At 73.6% G+C, this 23,303-nt stretch carries 20 protein-coding genes, 1 tRNA gene and 1 riboswitch; of the genes, 4 read left to right on the forward strand and 17 right to left on the reverse strand.

Annotated elements, in window-relative coordinates:
• Window positions 1–207 precede the first annotated feature (207 nt).
• From RM844_RS29670 to RM844_RS29720, 11 genes are all read right to left on the reverse strand, one after another.
• The gene (locus tag RM844_RS29670; protein WP_311670514.1) at window positions 208–1,611 is read right to left on the reverse strand and encodes an NAD(P)/FAD-dependent oxidoreductase; all 1,404 of its coding nucleotides are present in this window, start codon (window positions 1,609–1,611) and stop codon (window positions 208–210) included.
• A 387-nt stretch (window positions 1,612–1,998) separates the two neighbouring features.
• On the reverse strand, window positions 1,999–2,955 hold the full coding sequence (locus RM844_RS29675; protein WP_311670543.1) for a Ppx/GppA phosphatase family protein: 957 nt from the start codon (window positions 2,953–2,955) through the stop codon (window positions 1,999–2,001).
• 2 nt (window positions 2,956–2,957) lie between these two features.
• A complete protein-coding gene (locus tag RM844_RS29680) occupies window positions 2,958–3,494 on the reverse strand; it encodes a DUF501 domain-containing protein (RefSeq protein ID WP_311670515.1) in 537 nt (178 codons plus the stop codon).
• Between the two features lie 40 nt (window positions 3,495–3,534).
• Entirely contained in the window at window positions 3,535–4,050 is a 516-nt protein-coding gene (locus tag RM844_RS29685; protein ID WP_311670516.1) for an FtsB family cell division protein, read from the reverse strand.
• Between the two features lie 147 nt (window positions 4,051–4,197).
• Window positions 4,198–5,478 (reverse strand): phosphopyruvate hydratase, encoded by a 1,281-nt coding sequence (gene eno / locus RM844_RS29690; protein WP_311670517.1) that lies wholly within the window; start codon window positions 5,476–5,478, stop codon window positions 4,198–4,200.
• Between the two features lie 408 nt (window positions 5,479–5,886).
• Complete coding sequence (locus RM844_RS29695; RefSeq protein ID WP_311670518.1) at window positions 5,887–6,552, reverse strand: transglycosylase family protein; 666 nt, start codon at window positions 6,550–6,552, stop codon at window positions 5,887–5,889.
• A 3-nt stretch (window positions 6,553–6,555) separates the two neighbouring features.
• A riboswitch (cyclic di-AMP (ydaO/yuaA leader) is annotated at window positions 6,556–6,700 on the reverse strand.
• A 354-nt stretch (window positions 6,701–7,054) separates the two neighbouring features.
• Window positions 7,055–8,041, reverse strand: coding sequence for a transglycosylase family protein (locus RM844_RS29700; protein ID WP_311670519.1), 987 nt, complete (start codon window positions 8,039–8,041; stop codon window positions 7,055–7,057).
• A gap of 103 nt (window positions 8,042–8,144) precedes the next feature.
• Window positions 8,145–9,404: a cytochrome P450 family protein gene (locus RM844_RS29705; protein WP_394814629.1), complete on the reverse strand. Its 1,260-nt coding sequence runs from the start codon at window positions 9,402–9,404 to the stop codon at window positions 8,145–8,147.
• Window positions 9,401–10,753: a sensor histidine kinase gene (locus tag RM844_RS29710; protein ID WP_311670521.1), complete on the reverse strand. Its 1,353-nt coding sequence runs from the start codon at window positions 10,751–10,753 to the stop codon at window positions 9,401–9,403. The genes RM844_RS29705 and RM844_RS29710 overlap by 4 nt, the downstream gene beginning before the upstream one ends.
• A gap of 90 nt (window positions 10,754–10,843) precedes the next feature.
• Entirely contained in the window at window positions 10,844–11,221 is a 378-nt protein-coding gene (crcB, locus tag RM844_RS29715) for a fluoride efflux transporter CrcB (protein ID WP_311670522.1), read from the reverse strand.
• Entirely contained in the window at window positions 11,218–11,715 is a 498-nt protein-coding gene (locus RM844_RS29720; protein WP_311670523.1) for a fluoride efflux transporter FluC, read from the reverse strand. The genes crcB and RM844_RS29720 overlap by 4 nt, the downstream gene beginning before the upstream one ends.
• A gap of 242 nt (window positions 11,716–11,957) precedes the next feature.
• On the opposite strand from RM844_RS29720, the gene RM844_RS29725 reads away from it, so the two are divergent.
• A tRNA-Gln gene (locus RM844_RS29725) sits at window positions 11,958–12,029 on the forward strand.
• A gap of 37 nt (window positions 12,030–12,066) precedes the next feature.
• Here RM844_RS29725 and mfd read toward each other — a convergent pair.
• Both mfd and RM844_RS29735 read right to left on the reverse strand, forming a co-directional pair.
• A complete protein-coding gene (gene mfd / locus RM844_RS29730; RefSeq protein ID WP_311670524.1) occupies window positions 12,067–15,609 on the reverse strand; it encodes a transcription-repair coupling factor in 3,543 nt (1,180 codons plus the stop codon).
• A 130-nt stretch (window positions 15,610–15,739) separates the two neighbouring features.
• Window positions 15,740–16,219, reverse strand: a complete 480-nt coding sequence (locus RM844_RS29735) for an OsmC family protein (RefSeq protein ID WP_311670525.1) — start codon at window positions 16,217–16,219, stop codon at window positions 15,740–15,742.
• Between the two features lie 296 nt (window positions 16,220–16,515).
• Here RM844_RS29735 and RM844_RS29740 point away from each other — a divergent pair, with 296 nt between their 5' ends.
• Window positions 16,516–17,169 (forward strand): HNH endonuclease family protein, encoded by a 654-nt coding sequence (locus tag RM844_RS29740; protein WP_311670526.1) that lies wholly within the window; start codon window positions 16,516–16,518, stop codon window positions 17,167–17,169.
• Window positions 17,170–17,292: 123 nt separating this feature from the next.
• A complete protein-coding gene (locus RM844_RS29745; protein WP_311670527.1) occupies window positions 17,293–17,733 on the forward strand; it encodes a VOC family protein in 441 nt (146 codons plus the stop codon).
• Between the two features lie 22 nt (window positions 17,734–17,755).
• Here the strand turns inward: RM844_RS29745 and RM844_RS29750 are convergent, their stop codons facing one another.
• Window positions 17,756–18,709 (reverse strand): NAD(P)-dependent oxidoreductase, encoded by a 954-nt coding sequence (locus RM844_RS29750; protein ID WP_394814630.1) that lies wholly within the window; start codon window positions 18,707–18,709, stop codon window positions 17,756–17,758.
• A gap of 144 nt (window positions 18,710–18,853) precedes the next feature.
• On the opposite strand from RM844_RS29750, the gene RM844_RS29755 reads away from it, so the two are divergent.
• Window positions 18,854–19,144: a winged helix-turn-helix transcriptional regulator gene (locus RM844_RS29755; protein ID WP_311670545.1), complete on the forward strand. Its 291-nt coding sequence runs from the start codon at window positions 18,854–18,856 to the stop codon at window positions 19,142–19,144.
• 31 nt (window positions 19,145–19,175) lie between these two features.
• On the opposite strand, the gene RM844_RS29760 is transcribed toward RM844_RS29755, so the two are convergent.
• The 3 genes from RM844_RS29760 to RM844_RS29770 all read right to left on the reverse strand — a co-directional run bounded on the left by RM844_RS29760 (window position 19,176) and on the right by RM844_RS29770 (window position 23,225).
• Window positions 19,176–19,385, reverse strand: a complete 210-nt coding sequence (locus RM844_RS29760; protein ID WP_311670528.1) for a hypothetical protein — start codon at window positions 19,383–19,385, stop codon at window positions 19,176–19,178.
• Between the two features lie 538 nt (window positions 19,386–19,923).
• Complete coding sequence (manD, locus tag RM844_RS29765) at window positions 19,924–21,174, reverse strand: D-mannonate dehydratase ManD (protein WP_311670529.1); 1,251 nt, start codon at window positions 21,172–21,174, stop codon at window positions 19,924–19,926.
• Between the two features lie 26 nt (window positions 21,175–21,200).
• Window positions 21,201–23,225: a glycoside hydrolase 5 family protein gene (locus tag RM844_RS29770; RefSeq protein ID WP_311670530.1), complete on the reverse strand. Its 2,025-nt coding sequence runs from the start codon at window positions 23,223–23,225 to the stop codon at window positions 21,201–21,203.
• Window positions 23,226–23,303: the final 78 nt, after the last annotated feature.

Here is a 23,303-nt window from a genome sequence, read left to right on the forward strand (position 1 = left end):
TGTGGGCAAACCACCCATGGCTACCTTGGCGTCCAGGTCTCGGTGAACGTCGCCGATCCGCCGTCGATTCCGGGGATTCCCCCGCATCGCGCACGGATTTGCGCCGCCCGGCCCACCGCCGGGCGCCGGCGCCCGGCCCCAAACACACGAGCGGGGCGGGTGACCCCCGAAAGGTCACCCGCCCCGCCGTGTGGTCGGTCGTCGCGGTCAGCCCGCCTTGACGGTGGGCCGCTGCTCGCTCGGCACACTCTCGGCGACCGGTGCGGGCCGGGCCGCGGGCGGCGCCGCCGCCTCGTGGAACTCGTCCCGCGGGTGCTCGACCGCGCCGAGGGAGACCACCTCACGCTTGAGGAAGAGCCCCAGCGTCCAGTCGGCGAAGACCCGGATCTTGCGGTTCCAGGTCGGCACCGCCATGCCGTGGTAGCCGCGGTGCAGGTACCAGCCCAGCCGGCCGCGGAAGCGGAAGGAGAGCTTGCCCAGCTTGATCATGGCCACGCCCTTGCGGAGGCCGAGCCCCGCGACGGCGCCCATGCTGGCGTGCTTGTACTCCTGCTGCGGGAAGCCGCGCATCCCGGAGATCACGTTGTCGCCGAGCACCTTGGCCTGCCGCAGCGCGTGCTGGGCGTTCGGCGGGCACCAGGCGTTCTCCACCCCGGCCTCGCGCGCGGCCAGGTCGGGGACCTGGGCGTTGTCGCCGGCCGACCAGATGTGGCCGGTGCCCTTGACCTGGAGGGTGGGCTCGGTGTCCACGTGGCCGCGGGGGCCGAGCGGCAGGCCGAACTCGGCGAGCGCCGGGTTGGGCTTGACGCCGGCCGTCCAGACCAGGGTGTTGGAGTCCAGCTCGACGTCGTTGCTGAGCACCACGTGGCCGTCGACGCAGGACTTCAGCGAGGTCTTGAGGTGCACCTCGATGCCCCGCTTCTTGAGGTGTTCCAGGCCCCACTCACCGAGCTTGGGCCCGACCTCGGGCAGGATCCGCTCGGCCACGTCCACCAGCACGAACCGCAGGTCGGACGGCTCGATGCTCGCGTAGTACTTGGTGGCGTCGCGGGCCATGTCCTCGACCTCGCCGATGGTCTCGGCCCCGGCGAAGCCGCCGCCCACGAAGACGAAGCTGAGCGCCTTGCGGCGGATCTCCTCGTCGGTGGTGGAGTCGGCCTTGTCCAGCTGCTCCAGCACGTGGTTGCGCAGGCCGATGGCCTCCTCGACGCCCTTCATGCCGATGCCCTGCTCGGCCAGGCCGGGGATCGGGAAGGTGCGGGAGACGGCGCCGAGCGCCACCACCAGGTAGTCGAAGGGGACCTCGTACGCCGAGCCGACGTGTGGCGCCACGGTGGCGACCCGCCGGTCCTGGTCGATGGAGGTGACGCGGCCGGTGAGGACCTCCGCCTTGGGCAGCACGCGACGCAGGGGCACCACGACGTGCCGCGGGGAGATGCTGCCGGCGGCGGCCTCGGGAAGGAAGGGCTGGTAGGTCATGTAGGAGCGAGGGTCAACGACGGTGACGGTGGCCTCGCCATACCGCATCTTCTTCAGGATGCGGCGGGCCGCGTACAGACCGACGTAACCCCCACCTACGACGAGAATGCGCGGACGCTCCGTGGTGCTCATGCCATCGAGTATCCACCCACCCCCCGGGGGGACCTCGTGAGGCCCTTCACAAGCACCACCGGAGATCCTGCTACACTTCGCGCCCCCACTTTTCGGCCCCGGCCCCGCCGGGCGGCCAGAACGGCGTGCGGCGGCCCGGGACCAGCCGCCGCACAAGCGAACGATCCAGGTCGAGAGGGTCACCCCGGGCGCGAGGCGGGACGCGACGCGGCCGGCGGGGCCGGCGGGACGACCGGCCGACCGGGCCGGCCGAGGCCCGCCCGGCCCCGGCTGTCCGCTCTGTGGACCACTTTCGGGTGCTGATGGCGCACCGCTCATGTGAATAACTTCACGAACTTTCCCGTGCGCCGTCCCGCCGGCGAAAACCGGCCATTGGGCCGGGCCGGCTCAGCGGGCCAGCACGCTCCACAGCAGGCCGTCGAGGATGTCGTGCTCGGAGACCGTGACCCGGGAGACCTCGGCCCGCTCCATGACCCGCAGCAGCACCAGGGCGCCGGCGCCGATCACGTCCACCCGCCCCGGGTGCATCGCCGGCACCGCCGCCCGGGCCGCGTGGTCGGCGGACCACAGCCACTCGGTGATCCGCCGCACCCGCTCCCGCTCCAGCACCGCGTGGTGGATCGCGGACGGGTCGTACTCCGGCAGCTCCAGGGCCATGGCGGCGACCGTGGTGACCGAGCCGGCCAGCCCCACCAGGGTGCCGGCCTCGGTCAACGGGACCCGCTCGGCGGCCAGTTCCAGCGCGGCGTCGATGTCCGCGGTCAGCGCGGCCCGGGCCGCCTGACTCGGCGGGTCGGCCACGGCGCCGTCCGCGCCGGTCAGGTGGCGCTCGGTGAGCCGCACACAGCCGATGTCCACGCTGCGGGCCGCCGTCACCCGGTCGTCGCCCAGCACGAACTCGGTGGAGCCACCGCCGATGTCCAGCACCAGGAACGGCCGCGCGATGTCCGGCCGCCCGGCCAGCTCCCTGGTGGCGCCGGTGAAGGAGAGCGCCGCCTCCTCGTCCCCGGTGATCACCTCGGGGGAGACGCCCAGGATCTCCTGGACGCCCCGCACGAAGTCGGCCCGGTTCTCCGCGTCCCTGGACGCCGAGGTGGCGGCGAAGCGCAGCCGGTCGGGGGTGACGCCGTGCGCGGCGACCACGGCCGCGTACTCCCGGCAGGCGGCCAGCGTGCGGTCCAGCGCCTCGGGCGCCAACCGGCCGGTGCGGTCCACCCCCTGGCCCAACCGGACGATCTCCATCCGCCGGTCCCGCTCCACCAGTTGGCCGGTGGCGGGGTCGGCGTCGGCGACCAGCAGCCGGATCGAGTTGGTGCCGCAGTCGATGGCCGCGGCGGTCGTCATGGTCACGCGTTCGCTCCCCGCCCGTCGTGCGCGTCCGGCCCGGCGTCCGCCGCCGGCCCGCCGACGCAGGGCCCCGAGCGCCACCAGCGCGGCAGCATCGCGAGCGCCTCGTCGCCCAGCGGGTTCACCCCGGGGCCGGCCACCAGGGCGTGCGCGACCAGCACGTGCAGGCACTTCACCCGGTCCGGCATCCCGCCGGCGCTGGGGAAGCCGACCAGCACCTCGATCGCGTCCCGCCGGGCCAGGTAGTCCTCGTGCGCCGCCCGGTAGGCCGCGGCCAGCTCCGGGTCGGTGGCCAGCCGCTCGGTCATCTCCCGCATCACGCCGTTGGCCTCCAGGGTGCCGATGGCGGACGCGGCGCGCGGGCAGGTCAGGTAGTACGTGGTGGGGAACGGGGTGCCGTCGGGCAGCCGGGGCGCGGTCTCCACCACGTCGGGGTTGCCACAGGCGCAGCGGTGCGCGATCGCGCGCAGCCCGCGCGGGGGCCGGCCGAGCTGCGCCTCGATCACCGAGACGTCGGTCGGGGTCGGGGTTTCCACGGAATGAACTCTTCTCGAGGGACGACGAAAACGGGACGGCTCACTGGGGCCGGTCGGCCCGGTCGATGCCGTCCCAGAGATTCTGGTGCCAGGGACGGGGAGTCAACGCCCCCCGGTTGTGCAGCCGTTCGTCACCGCCGGTGGCGCCGCCCGGGGTGTCCTGGGGCAGCACGTAGCCGATCTCGCCGGGCCGCACGTAGCGCAGCCGCTCCCTGGCCTGCCGCTCCACGTAGGCGTCGTCCTGCCAGCGGGCCTTGGCGTCCCGCAGCTCCTCGACGCGGTCGGCGGCCTCCTTGGCCTGCCGCCGCTGGTCGGCGATGTCGGAGCGCTGCTGCACGTACTGCCGCAGCGGGTAGGCGAGCGCCACCACCAGCGAGCAGACCACCAGCGCCAGCAGCGCCGCCCGGCCGGTCAGCCGGCTGCGCCGCTGCTGTCCCGGCCGGCGGCGCGGCCCGGCCAGCCGGCGGCTCTGCGCCCGGTAGACCCGGGCGGCGGCCTGCTCGCCCAGCGCCCTCAGTCGGGTGGCGGTGGAGAACCGGTCCCGTTGCGCGGCCACGTCGCCTCCCTGTCACCGGCCGGTGGGCTGCCCCACGACTCGTCCCCGCCACCGTACGGGACGGATGGCGGGGACCGGGTCAGGTGGCCGACGAAGGCACCGGGAAGTCCACCCGAGCACGGGCCCGGGCGGACCTCCGACGGGCCGTCAGCCCTTGAAGCGCGGGAAGGCGCTCCGGCCGGCGTACACCGCGGCGTCGTCGAGGATCTCCTCGATGCGCAGCAGCTGGTTGTACTTGGCGACCCGCTCGGAGCGGGCCGGCGCGCCGGTCTTGATCTGGCCGCAGTTGGTGGCGACGGCCAGGTCGGCGATGGTGACGTCCTCGGTCTCACCGGAGCGGTGCGACATCATGCACTTGAAGCCGTTGCGCTGGGCCAGCTCCATGGCGTCCAGGGTCTCGGTGAGCGAGCCGATCTGGTTGACCTTCACCAGCAGCGCGTTGGCCGACTTGTCGTCGATGCCGCGCTGGAGCCGCTCGGGGTTGGTGACGAACAGGTCGTCGCCGACGATCTGCACCTTCTCGCCGAGCCGGGCGGTCAGCGCCTGCCAGCCGTCCCAGTCCTCCTCGGCCAGCGGGTCCTCGATGGAGACCAGCGGGTAGGCCTCGACCAGCTCCTGGTAGTAGTCGGTGAGCTGCTCGGCGGTGAGGGACTTGCCCTCCAGCGTGTAGGCGCCGTCCGAGTACAGCTCGGTGGCGGCCACGTCCAGGGCCAGCGCGATGTCCTGGCCGGGGGTGTAGCCGGCCTTCTGGATGGCCTCGACGATCAGGTCGAGCGCCTCGCGGTTGGAGGAGAGGTTCGGCGCGAAGCCGCCCTCGTCGCCGAGGCCGGTGCCCAGGCCGCGCTCCTTCAGGACCTTCTTGAGCGTGTGGTAGGTCTCGGCGCCCCAGCGGACCGCCTCGGAGAAGGACTCGGCGCCGATCGGCGCGATCATGAACTCCTGGATGTCCACGTTGGAGTCGGCGTGCGCGCCGCCGTTCAGGATGTTCATCATCGGCACCGGCAGCAGGTGCGCGTTCGGGCCGCCGAGGTAGCGGAAGAGCAGCAGGTCGCGGGACTCGGAGGCGGCGTGCGCCACGGCCAGCGAGACGCCCAGGATGGCGTTGGCGCCGAGCGAGGACTTGTCCGGGGTGGCGTCCAGGTCGAACATCGCCTGGTCGATCAGCCGCTGCTCGGTGGCGTCGTAGCCGACCAGCTCGGGACCGATCTGCTCGATGACGGCCAGCACCGCCTTCTCCACGCCCTTGCCGAGGTAACGGCTGGTGTCGCCGTCGCGCAGCTCCAGGGCCTCGAAGGCGCCGGTGGAGGCGCCGGACGGCACCGCGGCGCGGCCGGTTGAGCCGTCGTCGAGGCCGACCTCGACCTCAACCGTGGGGTTGCCTCGCGAGTCCAGGATCTCGCGGGCTACGACGACGTCGATGGACGGCACGAGGTTCTCCTTTGGTCAAAGCGTGTGGTCAACAGTGGCGTGACGTGAGTGTCCGCGACCCCCTGAGCCTAACCGGCCCGCGGCCCAGCACGCTCGTCCCGCGCCTCGCGGTCACCGGAGGAACCGACGAAACCCCTGGTCAACAGGGGTAGTCGAAGGGGAAAGCTTTTTGTTTAACCACTGAAGAAAATCGGATGCCCGGGCGGTGAACGAGCGACGCCGCCGGCCCCGCCCGCTCCCCGAGGGGAGCCGGGCGGGGCCGGACGGCGACGCGCCGCGTCCCGGTCGCTACCGGGGTGTCGCGGTCAAAACGGTCGCATCAGAACAGAACTGACTGCATCACACCGAAGGCGACCGAACAGCCACCAGGAGGGACGAGCCCGGCGCGGACGCGATCACGACCGACGCTCAGAGCGACAGCTCCTGGCCGGGGAGTATCAGGTCCGGGTCCTCGCCGATCACGTCGACGTTGTCGGCCCAGATCTGCCGCCAGCTGGTGTCGTGCCGCTCGGCGATGGTCGAGAGGGTGTCGCCCTTGACGACGGTGTAGCTCTCGCCGCCGGCGGCCGGGGCCGCCTGCGGCTGCGCCTCGACCGGCTCGGGCGCCGGCTCCGGCTCGGGCTCCGGGGCCGCCTCCGGCTCCGGCTCCGGCTGCTCGGCGGCGCCGGCACCGGCGTCCAGCTCGGGGGCGGGACCGCCGGCGGTGAGCCCGGCCTGGGCGCCGCAGACCGGCCAGGCGCCCGGACCCTGGATCGCCAACAGCTCCTCGGCGGTGGCGATCTGCTGGTCCTTGGTGGCCTGGTCGGCACGGGCCGCGTACTGGGTGCCGCCGGCCGCCTCCCAGCTGGACTGGGAGAACTGGAGGCCGCCGTAGTAGCCGTTGCCGGTGTTGATGGACCAGTCGCCGCCGGACTCGCACTGGGCGACGGCGTCCCAGGTGTCGACGGAGGCGGCGGAGGCGCCCGAGGCGCCGATCAGCGGGATGGCCACGGCGGCGCCGGTGACGCCGGCGGCGGTGGCTATCCGGGCGGACTTGCCGGGCCGGCGGTGCCGCCCCTTGCTGGTGAACAGCATGACGTTCCTTCTCACCGGACGCCTGCGAGGTGAGCTGTCGGGTTCGGGACAGGTGAGTTGCCCGGCCGGCTGGGCAGCTGGACCGCCGCCGGCTTCACCCCGAGCCGCACCCGCGCCCCACTGGGCGCCGGTCCGGCGGACACGGTCGGACGGGTCGGCCTGGTCGGCCGTGACCGTGCTGGGTCCCCCGCTCCTGTCTGCGGTGGTGCGCGATGGTGGTCCCCGGGTCGGCGACAGGACTCGGCGTGAACGCCCCGGGCACCCGGTGGAAAACCGGGCGAGGGGACACTAAACACACCCGAACTAACGATTCAAGAACGATCAAGATCACCGCATCGACCCAACTTGACCGACTTTGACCGGGGGAACGCGCTCCCGATGCAGGTCAGCGGCCAAAAGGGGCAGTTCGGAGGAGCGGGACACTCGCAGCCGGATCGAGAGGATGGTCACACCCGAAGAGCCCCGAACGTCAGTCGCTCAAGACCCGTCGCCGGCCACCCGCTTAGCGGCCGCTCGCGGTCAAGTCCAGCCGCTGGCCGGGGAGAATAAAGTCTGGGTCGTCACCAATGACCGTTTCGTTCGCCCGGTAGAGCGCCGGCCAGCCACCCGAGATGTCATAGTGCAGGGCGATTTCAGAGAGGGTGTCCCCCGGGATCACCCGGTACTCGCCCATCCGCGCGCCCCCCGGCTGCTCCACGCGCTCGTCCGCGGCGCGCTCACCACCGGTGCGCGCGCCGTCCCGGTCGCCGCGCGCCGCCTCGTCGTCCCGCTCGGTCGGGGCGGTCGGGTCGGTCGCCTCGGCCGCCTCCCCGTCGCGCTCGGTCCCCGCCTCGGCGCCGGTCTCCGCCGGGTCTGGGTCCCCCCGGTGCCGGCCGCCGCCGGCCTCCGGCTCGGGGCGCTCGGCCGGCCGGTCGGTGGCTTCCGCCCGCTCCTCGTCCGGCTGGTCGCCGGCCTCGGGCGTCTCGTCCACCGGCTCCGGCTCGGGCGTGACGTCGCCGGGCAGCTCCCCGGTCTCGCCCGTCGACTCCTCGGGCGAGGCGCCGATCTCCTCCTCCGCCTGGGCCTCCTCGGCCTCCTCGGCGCGGTCGATCTCCTCGCGCTGCTCCTGCCGGTACTCCTGCCACAGCCCGCTGGCGACCCCGCAGCCGGGCAGCGCGCCCTGGCCCATGTCGGCCACGATCCGCTCGGCCACGGATATCTGCTGGGCGCGGCTGGCCAGATCCGGCCGGATCGCGAAGTCCAGCCCGCCGTAGCTGGTCCAGAGGTCGAGCGTCAACTGGAAGCCCCCGTACTGCCCGTTGCCGTCGTTGGCGCTCCACCGGCCGCCGGACTCGCACTCCGCCGCCCGGTCCCATGCCTCGTCACTGACCGCCGATGCCGAGCCCGCGGTCAGCAGCGGCATGGCTATGCCGGCGCCGGTGACGCCCGCGGCGACGATGAAGGCAGGAGCCTGCCGTGGGCGACGATGACGACCTGTCCCGGAGCGCATCTGCGGACCCTCCCAAGCGAACACTGTTGCGGTTGATGGGGAACCTAGCCGTCCCCACCACACGATCACAAGCCGATCCCACGCAGATCACGCGCGGATCACACTACTGACGTTCCGTCATCGCCTCAGGAGTGAACTCGACCGGCAGCGAACGCAGTCCACGCATGATCAACCCACCCCGCCAGCGCGGCTCCGGAGCGTCACGCGCCCACCGCAGGTCGGGCAGTCGACGGAGCAGCACCGCGAACGCCGTCCTGGCCTCCGCCCTGGCCAGGGGCGCGCCAAGACAGTAGTGGATGCCATGTCCATAACCGAGATGGGGGTTGTCGGAACGGCCCAGGTCGAGGGTGTCCGGCTCGGTGAACCTGGCCGGGTCCCGGTCGGCGGCGGCCAGCACCACCAGCACCGGGTCGCCGGCCGCCACCGCCGCGCCGCCCAGCGTGAGCGGCTCGGTGGCGAACCGCCAGGTGGCCAGCTCCACCGGGCCGTCGTAGCGGAGCAGCTCCTCGACCGCGGTGGCCAGCAGCCGCTCGTCACCGGCCGCCAACCCGGCGCGCAGCCGAGCCAGTTGCTCGGGATGCCCGAGCAGCGCGTGGACGCCGTTCCCGATCAGGTTGACGGTGGTCTCGAAGCCGGCGAAGAGCAGGATGAACGCCATCGCCGCCGCCTCGTCCTCGGTGAGCTGCTCGCCGTGGTCGGAGGCGCGGATCAGACCGGAGATCAGGTCGTCGCCCGGCGCCAGCCGCTTGCGGTGGATCAACTCCGCGAGATAGCCGCGCATCCGCTTCACCGCGCGCCCCACCCCGCCGCGCTTGCCTGTGGTGTGCAGCATCATCCCGGCCCAGGCGCGGAAGTCCTCCTGGTCCTCGGCCGGCACCCCCAGCAGGTCGCAGATGGCGTAGATGGGCAGCGGGAAGGCGAACTCGTCGATCAGGTCCGCCGAGCCGCGGGCGGCGAAGCCGTCCACCAGCCGCTCGGTCAACTCCCGCACCCGCGGCTCGAAGGCGGCCACCCGGCGCGGGGTGAACGCCTGGGAGACCAGCCGGCGCAGCCGGGTGTGGTCCGGCGGGTCGATGTTGAGCAGGTGCGTCATGAGGTTGGCGCCCCGCTCGCCCGGGATGCCCACCCGGCCGGAGGCGTGCCGCTCGGCGGCGTGCCGGGCCGGGTTCTTGCTCAGCCGGGGGTCGGCCAGCGCCGCCCTGGCGTCCCGGTAGCGGGTCACCAGCCAGGCCTCCACGCCGCTGGGCAGCGTCGCCCGGTGCACCGGGGCGTGCTCGCGCAGCCAGGCGTACGCCGGGTAGGGGTCGGCCAGGAAGCCCGGCTCGAAGAGGCCGGGCGCCGCCGTTCGTTCGGCCACCGTCAACGCCCCTCGGCCCGGTCCGGGATCACCGCGGAGACCCGGAACCCGCCCTCGGACGTCGGCCCGGAGACGAAGCCGCCGCCCAGCGCCGCCACCCGCTCGCGCATCCCGACCAGGCCGTTGCCGCCGCTGGGCAGCCGGGCACCGGCCGGGGCCGGGGCGGCGCCGTCCGGCGCCTCGTTCCGCACCTGCACCGCGACCTCGCCTTCCCGGTGCGCCAGCCGCACCCAGGCGGCGGCGCCGGCGGCGTGCTTGTGCACGTTGGTCAGCGCCTCCTGGACCACCCGGTAGGCGGTGGTCTCCACCAGCACGTGGTAGCTCCGCCGCTCGCCCTCCACGGCCAGCTCGACCCGCATGCCGGCCGCCCGGGACGCCGCGACCAGCTCCCCGAGGCCGGTGAGCCGCGGCCCGTCGCCGTTGGCCGAGGCGGCCTCGGCCGCGGCCCGGTCGGCGCCGTCCTGGCCGCGGCCGCCGGCGATCTCGGCCAGCCGGGAGGACGCCAGGGCCGCCTCGGAGTCCCGCTCGCCACCGCCGGAGTCGGCGCGCAGCACCCCCAGCATGGTCCGCAGCTCGGTGAGCGCCTGGCGGCCCATGTCGCCGATCAGCGCGGCGTTCTTCGCGGCCTTCTCCGGGTCCTTGGGGGCCACCGCCTGGACGGCCGCCGCGTGCACCACCATCAGGCTCACCCGGTGCGCGACCACGTCGTGCATCTCCCGGGCGATCCGGCGCCGCTCCTCGCCCCTGGCCCACTCGGCCCGTTCCTCGGCCCGGTCGGCCAGCAGCCCCAGCTCCCGCTCCAGGCCCAGCGCCCGGTCCCGCAGCGTCTCCACCAGCCGCCGCCGGGCCCGGATGTACATGCCCAGCAGGACCGGGGGCAGCACCATGGCCACCCCGAAGAGCAGCGCCACCAGCGGCCGGAACCACATCGGGACGACGTTCTCCCTGACCGCCGGATCGCTGTCCAGCAGCAGGTAGGTGACGATGACGGTGCCCGCGCCCTCCATGCAGGCCAGCGCGGCGATCACCCGGCGCGGGGCGTCCGTGGTGGCCAGCGTGTAGAGCCCGACCAACGCGAGGGCGGCGCCCATGTTGGCCGGCAGCACGGCGATCGAGATCAGGATCACGGCCAGCGGCCAGCGCCGCCGCACCACCAGCGCGAGGCCGGCCAGCGCGCCCGGCACCACGACCAGCCAGGTGGGCAGCCCGGTGCGGTGGGCGAAGCCGATCCCCTGCATCGCGCACTCAAGGGCGGAGAGCAGGGCGAGCCCGACGTCCAGCGCCACGCCGCGCCGCCGGGTCCACCACAGCAGGCGGAACTCCCGTCCTTCCGTGGGCGCCCCCTTCGCATCCATGACGACCAGACTACGGGCGGGCGGGCGGTGGATTCCCGGCGGGCGCGAAGCTGACCGGGAACGCACCCCGGTCGGGTGGGCGGCGCCCGGTCAGCCCCACCACCACAGGCCCAGCGCGTGCCCGGCGTACGCCGCCCCCAGGCCGCCGCCGACCGTGGCCAGCACCCCGCCGGCCGCCGCCGGCAGCCGACCGGTCTCGGCCAGCCGGAGGGTCTCGTAGGAGAAGGTCGAGTAGGTGGTCAGCGCCCCGCAGAAGCCGACCCCGAGGAGCGGTCCGAGCCACTCGCCGGCGGCGCCGGCCAGCAGCGCGCCGGTCAACCCCCCGAGCACCAGCGAACCCAGCAGGTTCACCAGCAGGGTGCCCCACGGGAAGGTCCCGTCGTGCCGCGCCCGGATCGCCCGGTCCACGCCGTAGCGCGCCAGCGCGCCCACCGCGCCGCCCAGCGCCACCAGCGGCCAGTCCGTCATCCGGCACCTCCCTGGGCGCGCGCCGCCCGGCGGGCGAGCAGCGGGCGCAGCGCCCGGCGCGCGCCCCAGGCGCCGCCGGTCACCGCCAGGAGGGCGCAGCCCAGGGTGCCGAGCAGCACCCCGAGGCCGGCCCCGAGCCGGCCGTCCCGCAGCAGCAGTTCGACGTCCACCGCGTAGGTGGAGAGGGTGGTGAAGCCGCCCAGCACCCCGGTGGCGACCAGCGGGCGCAGCAGCGGATGGGCCCTGGGCACCTCGGTGACCAGGACCAGGAAGCAGCCGATCAGCACGCAGCCGACGGTGTTGACGCCCAGCGTGGTCCACGGGAAGGCGCCGGGCTCGGTGGGCCAGCGCAGCGCCGCCGCGTACCGGGCGAGCGCGCCCAGCGCGCCGCCGAGCGCGACGGCCGCGACCACCGCCGGCTCCCGGGGGCGGGCGCTGGGCGCCGGCAGGTCCGGGTCGATCGGCTCGGACCCGGCACTTGGCTCGGCGGTCATCACGGCACCAACTCCCCACACGTCGACCGGCGCCCGGGACCGGGCGCCTGGCACACGAGCAGGGACCGTTGGCGGCGGTGCCGCGGTTGGGAACGGGAGGGCCCCACCTCCCCGGGCCGCCGTCCGAACGGCCACCCGTCCCCCAGCGTAACGGGGTGGACGTCGCGCCGGGGGCCGTCCTGCTGGCATAGTGTGGGGGTCGATCGGACGGCCCAGTCAGCCGGCCGCCCGGTGGGCCACCATCCCCCGTGGTGTAATTGGCAGCACATACGACTTTGACTCGTAGTGTCCAGGTTCGAGTCCTGGCGGGGGAGCCCAGGCGGTGCCCGGGCCCCGCCCCCTCGCGGCGCGCTAGCTCCCCAGCACCGTACTGAGGAACTCCCCGGTCCAGGCGAGCAGTTCCCGCCCGGTCAGCGGCTTGCCGCCCACCCGCGCCGTGGTCGGCCTGGGCACCAGCACCTGCCGCGCCGCCGCCTTCACCACCGACCCGGGGTAGACCCGCTTCAGCCGCAGCTCCTGCGACTCCCGCAGCTCCACCGGCGAGAACCTGATCCTGCTGCCCTGAAGCGTGATGTCGCCGACCCCGCAGGACCTGGCCAGCATCCGCAGCCCGGCCACCAGCAGCAGGTTCTCCACCGGCTCCGGCAGCGGGCCGTAGCGGTCGGTCAGCTCCTCGCGGACCGCCCGGATGTCCTCCTCCGTGTTGGCCGCCGCGATGGCGCGGTACGCCTGGAGCCGCAGCCGCTCGCCCGGCGCGTACGCGTGCGGCACGTGCGCGTCCACCGGCAGCTCGATCTTCACCTCCAGCAGCGTCTCCTCCGGCTCCCCGCCGGACTCCAGCGCGGCCCGGTAGTCGGCGACCGCCTCGCCCACCATCCGCACGTAGAGGTCGAAGCCGACGCCGGCGATGTGTCCGGACTGCTCGCCGCCGAGCAGGTTGCCGGCGCCCCTGATCTCCAGGTCCTTCATCGCCACGTACATGCCGGCGCCCATCTCGGTGTGCTGCGCGATGGTCGCCAGCCGCTCGTGCGCCGTCTCGGTCAGCGGCTTCTCCGGCGGGTAGAGGAAGTACGCGTAGCCCCGCTCCCGGCCCCGGCCGACCCGGCCGCGCAGCTGGTGCAGCTGGGACAGGCCGAAGGTGTCGCCGCGCTCCACGATCAGGGTGTTGGCGTTGGAGATGTCGATGCCGGACTCCACGATCGTGGTGGAGACCAGCACGTCGAACTCCTTCTCCCAGAAGTCGACCACCACCCGCTCCAGCGCCGCCTCGCCCATCTGCCCGTGCGCGGTGGCGATCCGCGCCTCCGGCACGATCTGCCGCAGCCGGGCCGCCACCCGGTCGATGGACTCGACCCGGTTGTGGATGTAGAAGACCTGCCCCTCGCGCAGCAGCTCCCGGCGGATGGCCGCGCCGATCTGCCGCTCCTCGTAGGGGCCGACGAAGGTCAGCACCGGGTGCCGCTCCTCCGGCGGGGTGGTGATGGTGGACATCTCCCGGATGCCGGTGACCGCCATCTCCAGCGTCCGCGGGATCGGCGTGGCCGACATCGTCAGCACGTCCACGTTGGCCCGGAGCTTCTTCAGCTGCTCCTTGTGCTCGACCCCGAACCGCTGCTCCTCGTCCACGATGACCAGCCCGAGGTCCTTGAACCGCACCTCGGACGAGAACAGCCGGTGGGTGCCGATCACCACGTCGACCGCGCCGTCCGCCAGCCCCTCCAGGGTGGCCCTGGAGTCCGCCTCGGACTGGAACCGGCTCAGCGGGCGGACCTTCACCGGGAACTGCGCGTACCGCTCCGAGAAGGTGCCGAAGTGCTGCTGCACCAGGAGTGTGGTGGGCACCAGCACGGCGACCTGCTTGCCGTCCTGCACCGCCTTGAACGCCGCGCGGACCGCGATCTCCGTCTTGCCGTAGCCGACGTCGCCGCAGATCAGCCGGTCCATCGGGACCGAGCGCTCCATGTCCGCCTTGACCTCGCCGATGGTGGTCAGCTGGTCCGGCGTCTCGGCGTAGGGGAAGGCGTCCTCCAGCTCGCGCTGCCAGGGGCTGTCCGCCCCGAACGCGTGCCCGGGGGCGGCCATCCGCGCCGAGTAGAGCTTGATCAGGTCGGCGGCGATCTCCTTGACCGCCTTCCTGGCCCGCGCCTTGGTCTTGGTCCAGTCGGCGCCGCCGAGCCGGTGCAGCGTCGGCGCCTCGCCGCCCACGTACTTGGTCACCTGGTCCAGCTGGTCGGTGGGGACGAAGAGCCGGTCCCCCGGCTGGCCGCGCTTGGCCGGCGCGTACTCCACCAGCAGGTACTCCCGGGTGGCGCCCTGCACGGTGCGCTGCACCATCTCGATGTAGCGGCCCACGCCGTGCTGCTCGTGCACGATGTAGTCGCCGGTCTCCAGGGTCAGCGGGTCCAGCGCCTTGCGGCGCCTGGCCGGCATCCGGGTGCCGTCCCGGCCGGCGGCGCGCTGCCCGGTCAGGTCGGTCTCGGTCAGCACCACCAGCGACAGCTCGGGCGCCAGGAAGCCGTGCTCCAGCGCGCCGCACGAGACGTGCACGACCGAGGGCGCGATGTCGCCGGTCAGCTTCGGGTCGAGCCGGGCCGCGACGCCCTCGCCGCCCAGCACCTCGACGGTCCTGGCGGCCGGCCCCTGCCCCTCGGTGAGGTAGACCACCCGCCAGCCGTCGGCCAGCCAGCCCTTGGTGTCGGCCAGCGCCCGGGAGAGGTCCCCCCGGTAGGTCTCCGGCGCCCGCAGGCCGAGCCGCACGGTGTCCGCGTCCAGCTCCTCGTCCGGCGAGAACGGCGAGACGGACCACCAGGGCAGGTCGAGCTCGGCGGCCCGCTCCCGCACCTCGGCCAGCCCCCGCAGGCTGGCCGCGCCCACGTCGATCGGCGCGCGCCCGCTGTCCACCATCGCGGCGGCGGCCCAGGAGGCCTGGAGGAACTCCTGGCTGGTGGCCACCAGGTCGGCCGCCCTGGACCGCACCCGCTCCGGGTCGCAGACCATCACCAGGCTGTCGGCCGGCAGCACGTCCAGCAGCAGCTCCATGTCGTCCACCAGCACCGGGGCCAGCGACTCCATGCCCTCGACCGCCACCCCCTCGGCGATCTTGCCCAGCAGCTCGTCCAGCTCCGGGTGCTCGACGGCCAGCTCGGCCGCGCGCCGCCGCACCTCGTCGGTGAGCAGCAGCTCCCGGCAGGGCGGCGCCCACAGCCCGTGCTCGGCGACTTCGAGCGAGCGCTGGTCGGCGACCTTGAAGTAGCGGACCTCCTCGACCTCGTCGCCCCAGAACTCCACCCGCAGCGGGTGCTCCTCGGTCGGCGGGAAGACGTCCAGGATGCCGCCGCGCACCGCGAACTCGCCGCGCTTCTCGACCAGCTCCACCCGGCTGTAGGCGGCGGCCGCCAACGCCGCAGTCACCTCGGACAGATCGGCGGTCTGGCCGTTGCGCAGCGCCACCGGCTCCAGGTCGCCCAGGCCGGCGACCTGCGGCTGGAGCACCGAGCGCACCGGCGCCACCACCACGGAGACCGGGCCGGCGCCCGGGTCGTCCGCCTTCGGGTGGGCCAGCCGGCGCAGCACCGCCAGCCGCCGGCCGACCGTGTCGGCGCGCGGCGAGAGCCGCTCGTGCGGCAGCGTCTCCCACGAGGGGATCTCCACCACCTCGTCGTCCGGCAGCAGCGAGCGCAGCGCCGCCGCGAGGTCCTCGGCCTCCCGGCCGGTCGCGGTGACCGCCAGCACGGTCCGCCGGGCGGCCCTGGCCAGCGCGGCCACGGCCAGCGGCCGGGCGGCCGGCGGGCCCACCAGGTCGAGGTGCGGGCGGGCCCCGCCGCGGGCGTCGGCGACCGCCTCGCCCAGGGCGGAGTCCTGGATGACGGCATCGAGCAGGCCGTGCAGGCTCATGAGGTTTCCATCCCGGTTGACCGGACCCGGCGCGGGCCCCGCACGAACGGGGGGCGCGCGCCGGGCCACGCGAAGCACCCGGCACGCGCTGCGGGCCGGGGTCTACCAGGGTACGCGGGCCACCCGTTGATCAACTTCCGGCGACCGCGATGGTCGGCAGGTGGCGTACCGGGAAGCTGACCGACCTGGCGATGAAGCAGTCCCGGTGGGCGTCCTCGTGCAGCGCGCTGGCCAGGTCGAGCATGCCCTCCTCGGCCACCACGACCTCGGGACGCAGGGTCACCTCGGCGAACTCGCCGACGCCCCCCGACTCCCGCATCAGCCCCTCGGCGGTGTCCCGGTACTCGACCACGACGACCCGCCGGAGCGAGCAGTGCGCCAGGTAGGTCAGCATGTGGCACTCGGAGAGCGAGGCGACGAGCAGCTCCTCCGGGTTCCAGCGGGCCGGGTCGCCGGCGAAGGCCGGGTCGGCGCTGCCCTCGATGACCGGCTTGTCGGCGACGGCCACCCGGTGGTCCCGGCCGTACTTCCGGTAGCCGGCGGTGCCGGCCCCGGTGTTCCCGGTCCAGGTGACCCCGACCTCGTAACGGTGCTCGCGCGGCTGACGCATCGCTTCCCTACCTCTCCCGTGCCCTCGGCACGCGTGCTGCGGCTCTCCGGTGCGGGCGATCCGCCACGGTCGGCTCGCGGCCGGTCCAGACCAACAACCGCCTTCCATCCAACACGAGATGGTCACATGCGGGCACCAGCCTCCACCGATCGCTCCACCGTCGCGGGTCTGACGTGTGCATGCCCTCGACTTGTAACCTGTGCCACGCCAGGCAGAAACGTTACGGCGACACCATGGCGCTGCTTGCCCGCGCGGTTCTGCCGCGCTGAAGTCACCCCCACACCAAGGGAGTTCGCGTGTCCCGCACCTCTCGTGTCTACGCGCGTGGCAGGGTCCCCCTGCTGGCCGCGTCCACCGGCCTGATATCCGTGGCGGCCCTGTTCACCGCCTCCCCGGCACAGGCCGCCCTCCCCACCCCGATCGCCGAGTCCACCGCCCGCACCTACCTGTACGAGCTGACGGTCGCCACCGAGGACCGCACCGGCTACGACCGGGACCTCTTCCCGCACTGGAGCAACCAGGGCAACAACTGCAACACCCGCGAGGTCATCCTCCAGCGGGACGGCGACAACGTGGAGACCGACAACAGCTGCGCCGCGGTCAGCGGCAGCTGGTACTCCCCCTACGACGGCGCGACCTGGTCGTCCGCCTCCGACCTGGACATCGACCACCTGGTGCCGCTCGCCGAGGCCTGGGACTCCGGCGCGGACTCCTGGACCACCGCGGAACGCGAGGCGTTCGCCAACGACCGGACCCGGCCGCAGCTGCTGGCCGTGACCAACAGCGTCAACCGGGCCAAGGGCGACAAGGACCCGGCTGAGTGGCTGCCGCCGCGCGGCGCCTACCACTGCGTCTACGCCCGGGCCTGGATCCAGGTGAAGCACTCCTACGACCTGTCGGTCGACTCCGCCGAGCGGGACGCGCTGCGCGAGGCGCTCAACACCTGCTGACCCCCACGCCCTCGGCTCCGCGCCGCGCCGGCGGTGGGCGTGACGCGGAGCCGACACCCCCGCCCGAGGGGCCCGACTTCTCACTCAGGGCGACTGTCAGTGGCGCAGGGTAGCGTTCTGGGCATGGAACAACGCATCAGTCTGATCACCCTGGGCGTCGCCGACCTGGCCCGCGCCCGCACCTTCTACGAGCGGCTCGGCTGGCGTGGGCAGGAGGTGTCGGAGACGGTCTTCTTCCAGGCGGGCGGCCTGGCCGTGGTGCTGTGGAGCCGGGCCGAGGCAGCGGCGGACAGCGGCCTGGCGGACACCCCGGTGCCGGCCGGCGGCTACGGCGGGATCACCCTGGCGCACAACGTGCGCTCCGCCGCCGAGGTGGACGAGACGCTGGCCGCCGCCGAGCGCGCCGGCGGCACGATCAGCAGCCCCGCCGCCGCCACGTTCTACGGCGGCTACGCCGGCTCCTTCACCGACCCGGACGGCCATCCCTGGGAGATCGCGTACAACCCGGGCTTCGCCCTGGCCGAGGACGGCTCGCTGACGCTGCCCGACTTCGGCGCGGCGTAGCGCCGGACGGCCGAGGGGGGTCTCAGTGGCTCAGCAGATCGATCATCGCGGTGCCGTCCCCGCCGCCGTGCCCGGCGGCGACGGCCCGCTCCATCAGCGCGAAGTAGGGAGTCAACAGCTCGGGGCTGACGCCGAGTTCCTCGGCCGTGCGGCGCATGGTCGGATTGCCGGCCGCCTGCATCGCCAGGTTCGACGGTGGGTCGGTGTCGTAGTCGCCGCTCTCCAGCTGCTCCGCCGTCACCTCGACGCCCGTCGTGGCCATGGCGGTCAGCCAGCCGGTGAGCAGCGCGGCGAAGTCCCGCAGCGGCACGCCGGCCCGCCGAGCCAGCGCGAAGGCGTGGGTCGTCCCGGCGAACATCCCGTACATGGCGCTCAGCAGCGCGACGTCGTGCAGCGCCGCCGCGCCGGCGTCCGGGCCGACATAGTGCGTCCCGACCGGCACGGCGAGGGTGTCGGCGTGCCGGTGGAACACCTCGGCCGAGCCGCTGTACAGCACATAGCCCCCGGCCTCGGGGATCCCGATCATCGGCGGGATGGCCATGATCCCCCCGTCGAGGAAGCGCGCGCCGCGCTCCGCCGCCCAGGCCGCCCTGGCCCGGCCCTCCCCCGGCGAGTTGGTGGTGAGGTTGACGAGGTCCCGGCCGCGCAGGTCGGCGCCGGCCAGCGTCTCGGCGACGGAGGCGTCGTCCCAGAGGCAGACCACCACCAGCTCGTTGGCTGCCACGGCGGCCGCCGCGCTGTCGGCGACGACGGCGCCCGCGGCGCTGAGCGGCTCAGCCCGGGCCGGGGTCCGGTTCCAGACGGTCACCGAATGGCCGGCGGCCAGCCAGGCGCGGGCCAGGGCGGTGCCCATCGCGCCCAGGCCGAGCAGCGAGACGGGAGCCGGCGGGGCGGGTGCGGCGGAGCGGTGCGAGGACGGGTCCGAGGAGGTGGGAGCGGTCGGCGAGGAGCCGGGATCAAGCGAGCTGTGTGTCATGCCGCCTAGGCTTGTCGGGCCGGGGCGAGGCGACAAGTACCCACTTCGGAGTGGGTGGTTACCCCGGGGTGCGTGTCCGGCTGGGAAGGACTGACTGTGACGACCACACCACGGCCACGGTACGAGTGCGGGATCGACGCCGCGATGGACGTCATCGGCGGCAAGTGGAAGGTGCTGATTCTCTGGGCCCTGGACGACCGGCCCCGCCGCTTCGGCGAGCTGCGGCGCGCCCTCCCCGGCGTGTCGGAGAAGGTCCTCGCCTCCCACCTACGGGAGTTGGAGGCCGACGGGATCGTGCTGCGGGAGGCCAGGGACGAGGTGCCGCCGCATGTGAGCTACTCGCTCACCGCGCTGGGGCGGTCTCTCAACGCGGCGCTGGAGCCGCTCGGTGCCTGGGGCCAGGAGCATGTCCTGGGCCGGGCCGCCCACTCCTGACGGTGGGTGGGCGCCCGGCCGGCGGCGCCGGCTACCGGTGGAACGGGTTCACGCAGCGCGCGGTCGCGGTGCAGTAGTAGCCCCGGCCGCGGCAGTGCCAGCAGCCGTGCGGCGCGGCGACGCCCTGCGCCTGCCCGGTGCCGGCGAGGTAGAGGGTCTCGCGGATCTCCACGCGTTGCCCGCTGCACGCCTGGCACTGCCGGTGCGGCCCCGCACAGTCGTCCTCCGCTTCGCCGTCCATGCCGAACTCCCCTGTTGACACCGGGCTGTGCGTCCCGTCACAGCCACGGCACTCAACGTTACCGCGCCAGCCGGGGCGGTCCGCAGGCGGACCCGGTCAGGCCCGGGCCGGGGTCCGGGCCGGGGCCTGACCGCCGCCGGGGGCCGCTCCGGCGGATCGGCGCGGCACGGGCCGGGAGCCCGATCAGCAGCGGCGCCGGCCCTTGCCGACCCCGCCGGAGCCGCCACCGGTCCGCCCCCGCGTGGTCCACCAGCCGGTACGCGCCGGCCGCCAGGGCTTGGCCCTCCGGGGCGGGTGCCGAGCGGCACGCGCTGCCCCGGTCGCGGGCGGTGAGCGGGATCGCGGTCAACGCCAGCGTGACGGCGCCGACGCCGACGGCGGCCGGTCCTCGGAACACGACAGTCCCGAACAGCCCCGTGTTCGCCACCTGTTGGCGGGCGCCGCCCGGCTGGCTGACGAGCCGTCAGGCGCGGGACGCGCGGCCGCGCCGGCCGGTGGTCGCGGCGCACCACCGGCCGGCGCGGACCAGGCCCGACCGTTACCAGTCGTGGACCGTCCCGTCGAGCAGCCGGTTGACCGGCAGGTAGGCCGGCTCGTACGGGAACGCGGCGGCCGCCTCGTCGTCCAGCTCCACGCCCAGCCCCGGGTTCTCGCCCGGGTGCAGCAGCCCGTCGGTGAAGGTGTAGGAGGTGCGGAAGACCTCCAGGGTGCGCGGGTCGTGCCGCATGTACTCCTGGATACCGAAGTTGTGGATGGCCAGGTCCAGATGGAGCGCGGCGGCCATGCCGACCGGCGAGATGTCCGTCGGCCCGTGGATGCCGGACTTCGCGCCGTAGACCGCGGCCAGGTCCATCAGCTTCTTCATCGCCGTGACCCCGCCGGTGTGGGTGACCGCGGAGCGCACGTAGTCGATCAGCCGCTCGGTGAGCAGCGTGGTGTAGTCGTGCACGGAGTTGAACACCTCGCCGATGGCCAGCGGCGTGGTGGTGTGCTGCCGGATCTGCCGCAGCGCCGCCTGGTCCTCACCCGGCGTGGCGTCCTCCAGCCAGAACAGGTCGTAGGGCTCCAGGGTCTTGCCCAGCCGGGCGGCCTGGATCGGGGTCATCCGGTGGTGGCCGTCGTGCAGCAGCGGCAGCTCCGGGCCGAACTCGTTGCGCACCGCCTCGAAGACGGTGGGCACGTGCCGCAGGTAGGCGCGGGTGTCCCAGCTCTCCTCGACGGGCAGGGCGGTGCGCCGGGCCGGCTCGTAGTCGTAGCGCTCGCCGCCACCGGCCGTCGAGGCGGCCACCCCGTAGACCGAGTCGAGCCCGGGGATGCCGGTCTGGATCCGGATCGCCCGGTAGCCGGCGTCCAGGTGGGCCCTGATCGAGTCGAACAGCTCGGGGACATCGCGGCCGGAGGCGTGCCCGTAGGCCAGCGCGCCGGTCCGGGACGCGCCGCCGAGCAGCTGGTAGAGCGGCATTCCGGCGGCCTTGGCCTTGATGTCCCACAGGGCGGTGTCCACGGCGGCGATGGCGGCCATGGTCACCGGGCCGCGCCGCCAGTAGGCGCCCCGGTAGAGGTACTGCCAGGTGTCCTCGATCCGGCCGGCGTCACGGCCGATCAGCAGCGGGACCACGTGGTCCTTCAGATAGCTCGCCACGGCCAGCTCCCGGCCGTTGAGGGTGGCGTCCCCCAGGCCGGTCAGGCCGTCGGCGGTGGTGATCCGCAGGGTGACGAAGTTCCGTCCCGGGCTGGTGACGAGGGTCTCCGCCGAGACGATCCGCCGCGCGTTGTCGGTGCTTGACATGGTCTTGAGTCTCCCGTTCCCGTTGCTCAGGCGTCCGCGGGGTGGCCGTCGGCGGTGCTGGTCGCGGCGGTGTCGCCGACGAGTTCGGCGACCAGCACCCCGAAGGGGGGCAGCTCCACCGTGCCCAGCGGCTGGCCGTCCAGGTCGCGCAGGGCGCCGCCGGCGGTGAGGACGGGCGTCACCGCGCGCGTCTCCTCGTGCTGGCTGACCAGCCAGACGAACGACCGCTCGTCCTCGTGCGTCATGCGGCCCACCAGCACCCGCGGGTCGTCCACCGTCACCTCGGGGGTGACGCCCGCCTCGGCGGCCAGCGCCGCGTAGAGCCGCCAGGTCGGCTCCGGGTTGACCCGCGGGGTGATCGCCGCCATGTGCTCCAACGGGTAGGTGGAGAGCACCAGTTGGCCCGCGCCGACCCGGCGGGTCAGCAGCGCCGGCCGGCCGTGCGCGTCCACCGCCAGCACCTCGGCGCCGGCCGGCTCCACCGGCAGGTAGGACCGCGAGTTCTCGGTGCCGGCGACGGCGAAGACCAGCCGCTCACCGGCCTTGATGGTGCCGAAGTCACGCTGGAAGGTCAGCTCAAGCCGGTCGTCCTCGATCGGCTCGGTCAGCCCGTAGCGCAGCCGCTTGACCACGCCGAAGGTCTCGTCCAGCTTGGGCCACCAGGGCCCGCGCTGCACGATGTGCTCCCCCATGAAGAACGACGCGTAGACCGTCGCCCCGGCCTCGGCCCGCGCCACCAGGTGGCGCCAGCCGCCGGCGGTCAGCTGCTTGGCGGACGGCAGCAGATAGAGCGCGCAGTCGTCGGGCAGCCCGTCCACCTCGCGCGCCACCCCGACCGGCAGGTCGGCCTCGCGGGCCGCCACGTACGCCTGCCGGGTGTGGGCCAGCACGCTGCTGGCGTCCTCGGGCTGGGTGAACGGGTACATCTTCTCCAGGAAGGACGAGACCACCAGCGCGATCCCGGTGTCCGGCCGGCTCAGCCGGGCGAAGTCGACCCGGGCCAGCAGCTCGGTGAACCGCTTGACCTCGCGCAGCTGCTCCTTGGGCCGGCCGGCGTCGTCCGTGATGCCGAAGTGCATCTCGAACGGGTGGTGGCTGTAGGGCTCCTGGTCCCAGAGGGCGTCGTAGTCCGTGTTGTTCCACGGCATCCAGCCGGTGGCGCCGGCCAGCAGGGTGTTGTGCAGCAGCTGCCGGTAGTAGTGCGCGGCGTTCTCCTCGGAGACGTAGTCCGAGGTGACGCCGAACTCCTCCATGATCACCGGCTTGCCGCCCAGGTCGAGCAGCTCGCAGACGAAGGCCGCGCCCAGGTGCTGCCGGACCGGGTCGGTCTCCATCCGGTAGACGTGCGGGCCGTGGAAGTCGATCAGCGGCTCCAGGTCGCGGACCCGGAAGCCGTTGTCCGCGCCGGTCATCTCGACCCCCCAGGCGCCGTCGCCCACGGAGACCGGCTGCCGGGCGCCGGTGGACCGGACCGCGTTCACCAGGGTCTTCGCCCAGGCGGTGACGGTGGTGGCGTCCAGGGTGCCGATGCCCCGGGAGCGCCAGTCGCCGTAGATCGGTATCTCGTTGGTCAGCAGCCAGCCGGCGACCGCCGGGTGGTCCTTCCAGCGGTCGGTCAACTCACGGACGTACCATTCCTGTTGGGCGACGAACGACGGGTCGCCGAAGATGTCGCGGCCACCCCGCCAGACCGGGTCCCAGTTCTGCCCGGACATGTGACCCACGATGAAGGTCGGGATGGTGTGCATTCCCTGGGCCTGGTGCCGGTCCAGGAAGTCGTCGTAGTGGGCGAGCATCGCCGGGTCGAGGGTGTTCTCGGCCGGCATGAAGTCGGGCCAGAAGAAGAACGAGCGGGTGAGCGTGATGCCGTGCTCGCGCATCACCCGCAGCTCCTCGTCCACCACCTCGGGGCGGTAGTCCCGCCACATCAGCGGCCCGCCGGTGCGGGACCAGTAGTTGACGCCGATCCAGACGGTGGCGTCGTCCGCGCCGGCGGTGGGGAGGGAGCTGGTCCCCGGGGTGGTGCGGAGCTTGGCCGCGTTGCGCCTCATGGCTGTCGTCCCTTGGCTCGGAGCTGTGCGACCCCTCCGGTATATCGTTTTACCAGAGGGCTGTCGAGAGCCGCGACG

Source organism: Streptomyces chisholmiae, assembly GCF_031845445.1.
GTDB classification, from domain to species: Bacteria; Actinomycetota; Actinomycetes; order Streptomycetales; family Streptomycetaceae; genus Streptomyces; species Streptomyces chisholmiae.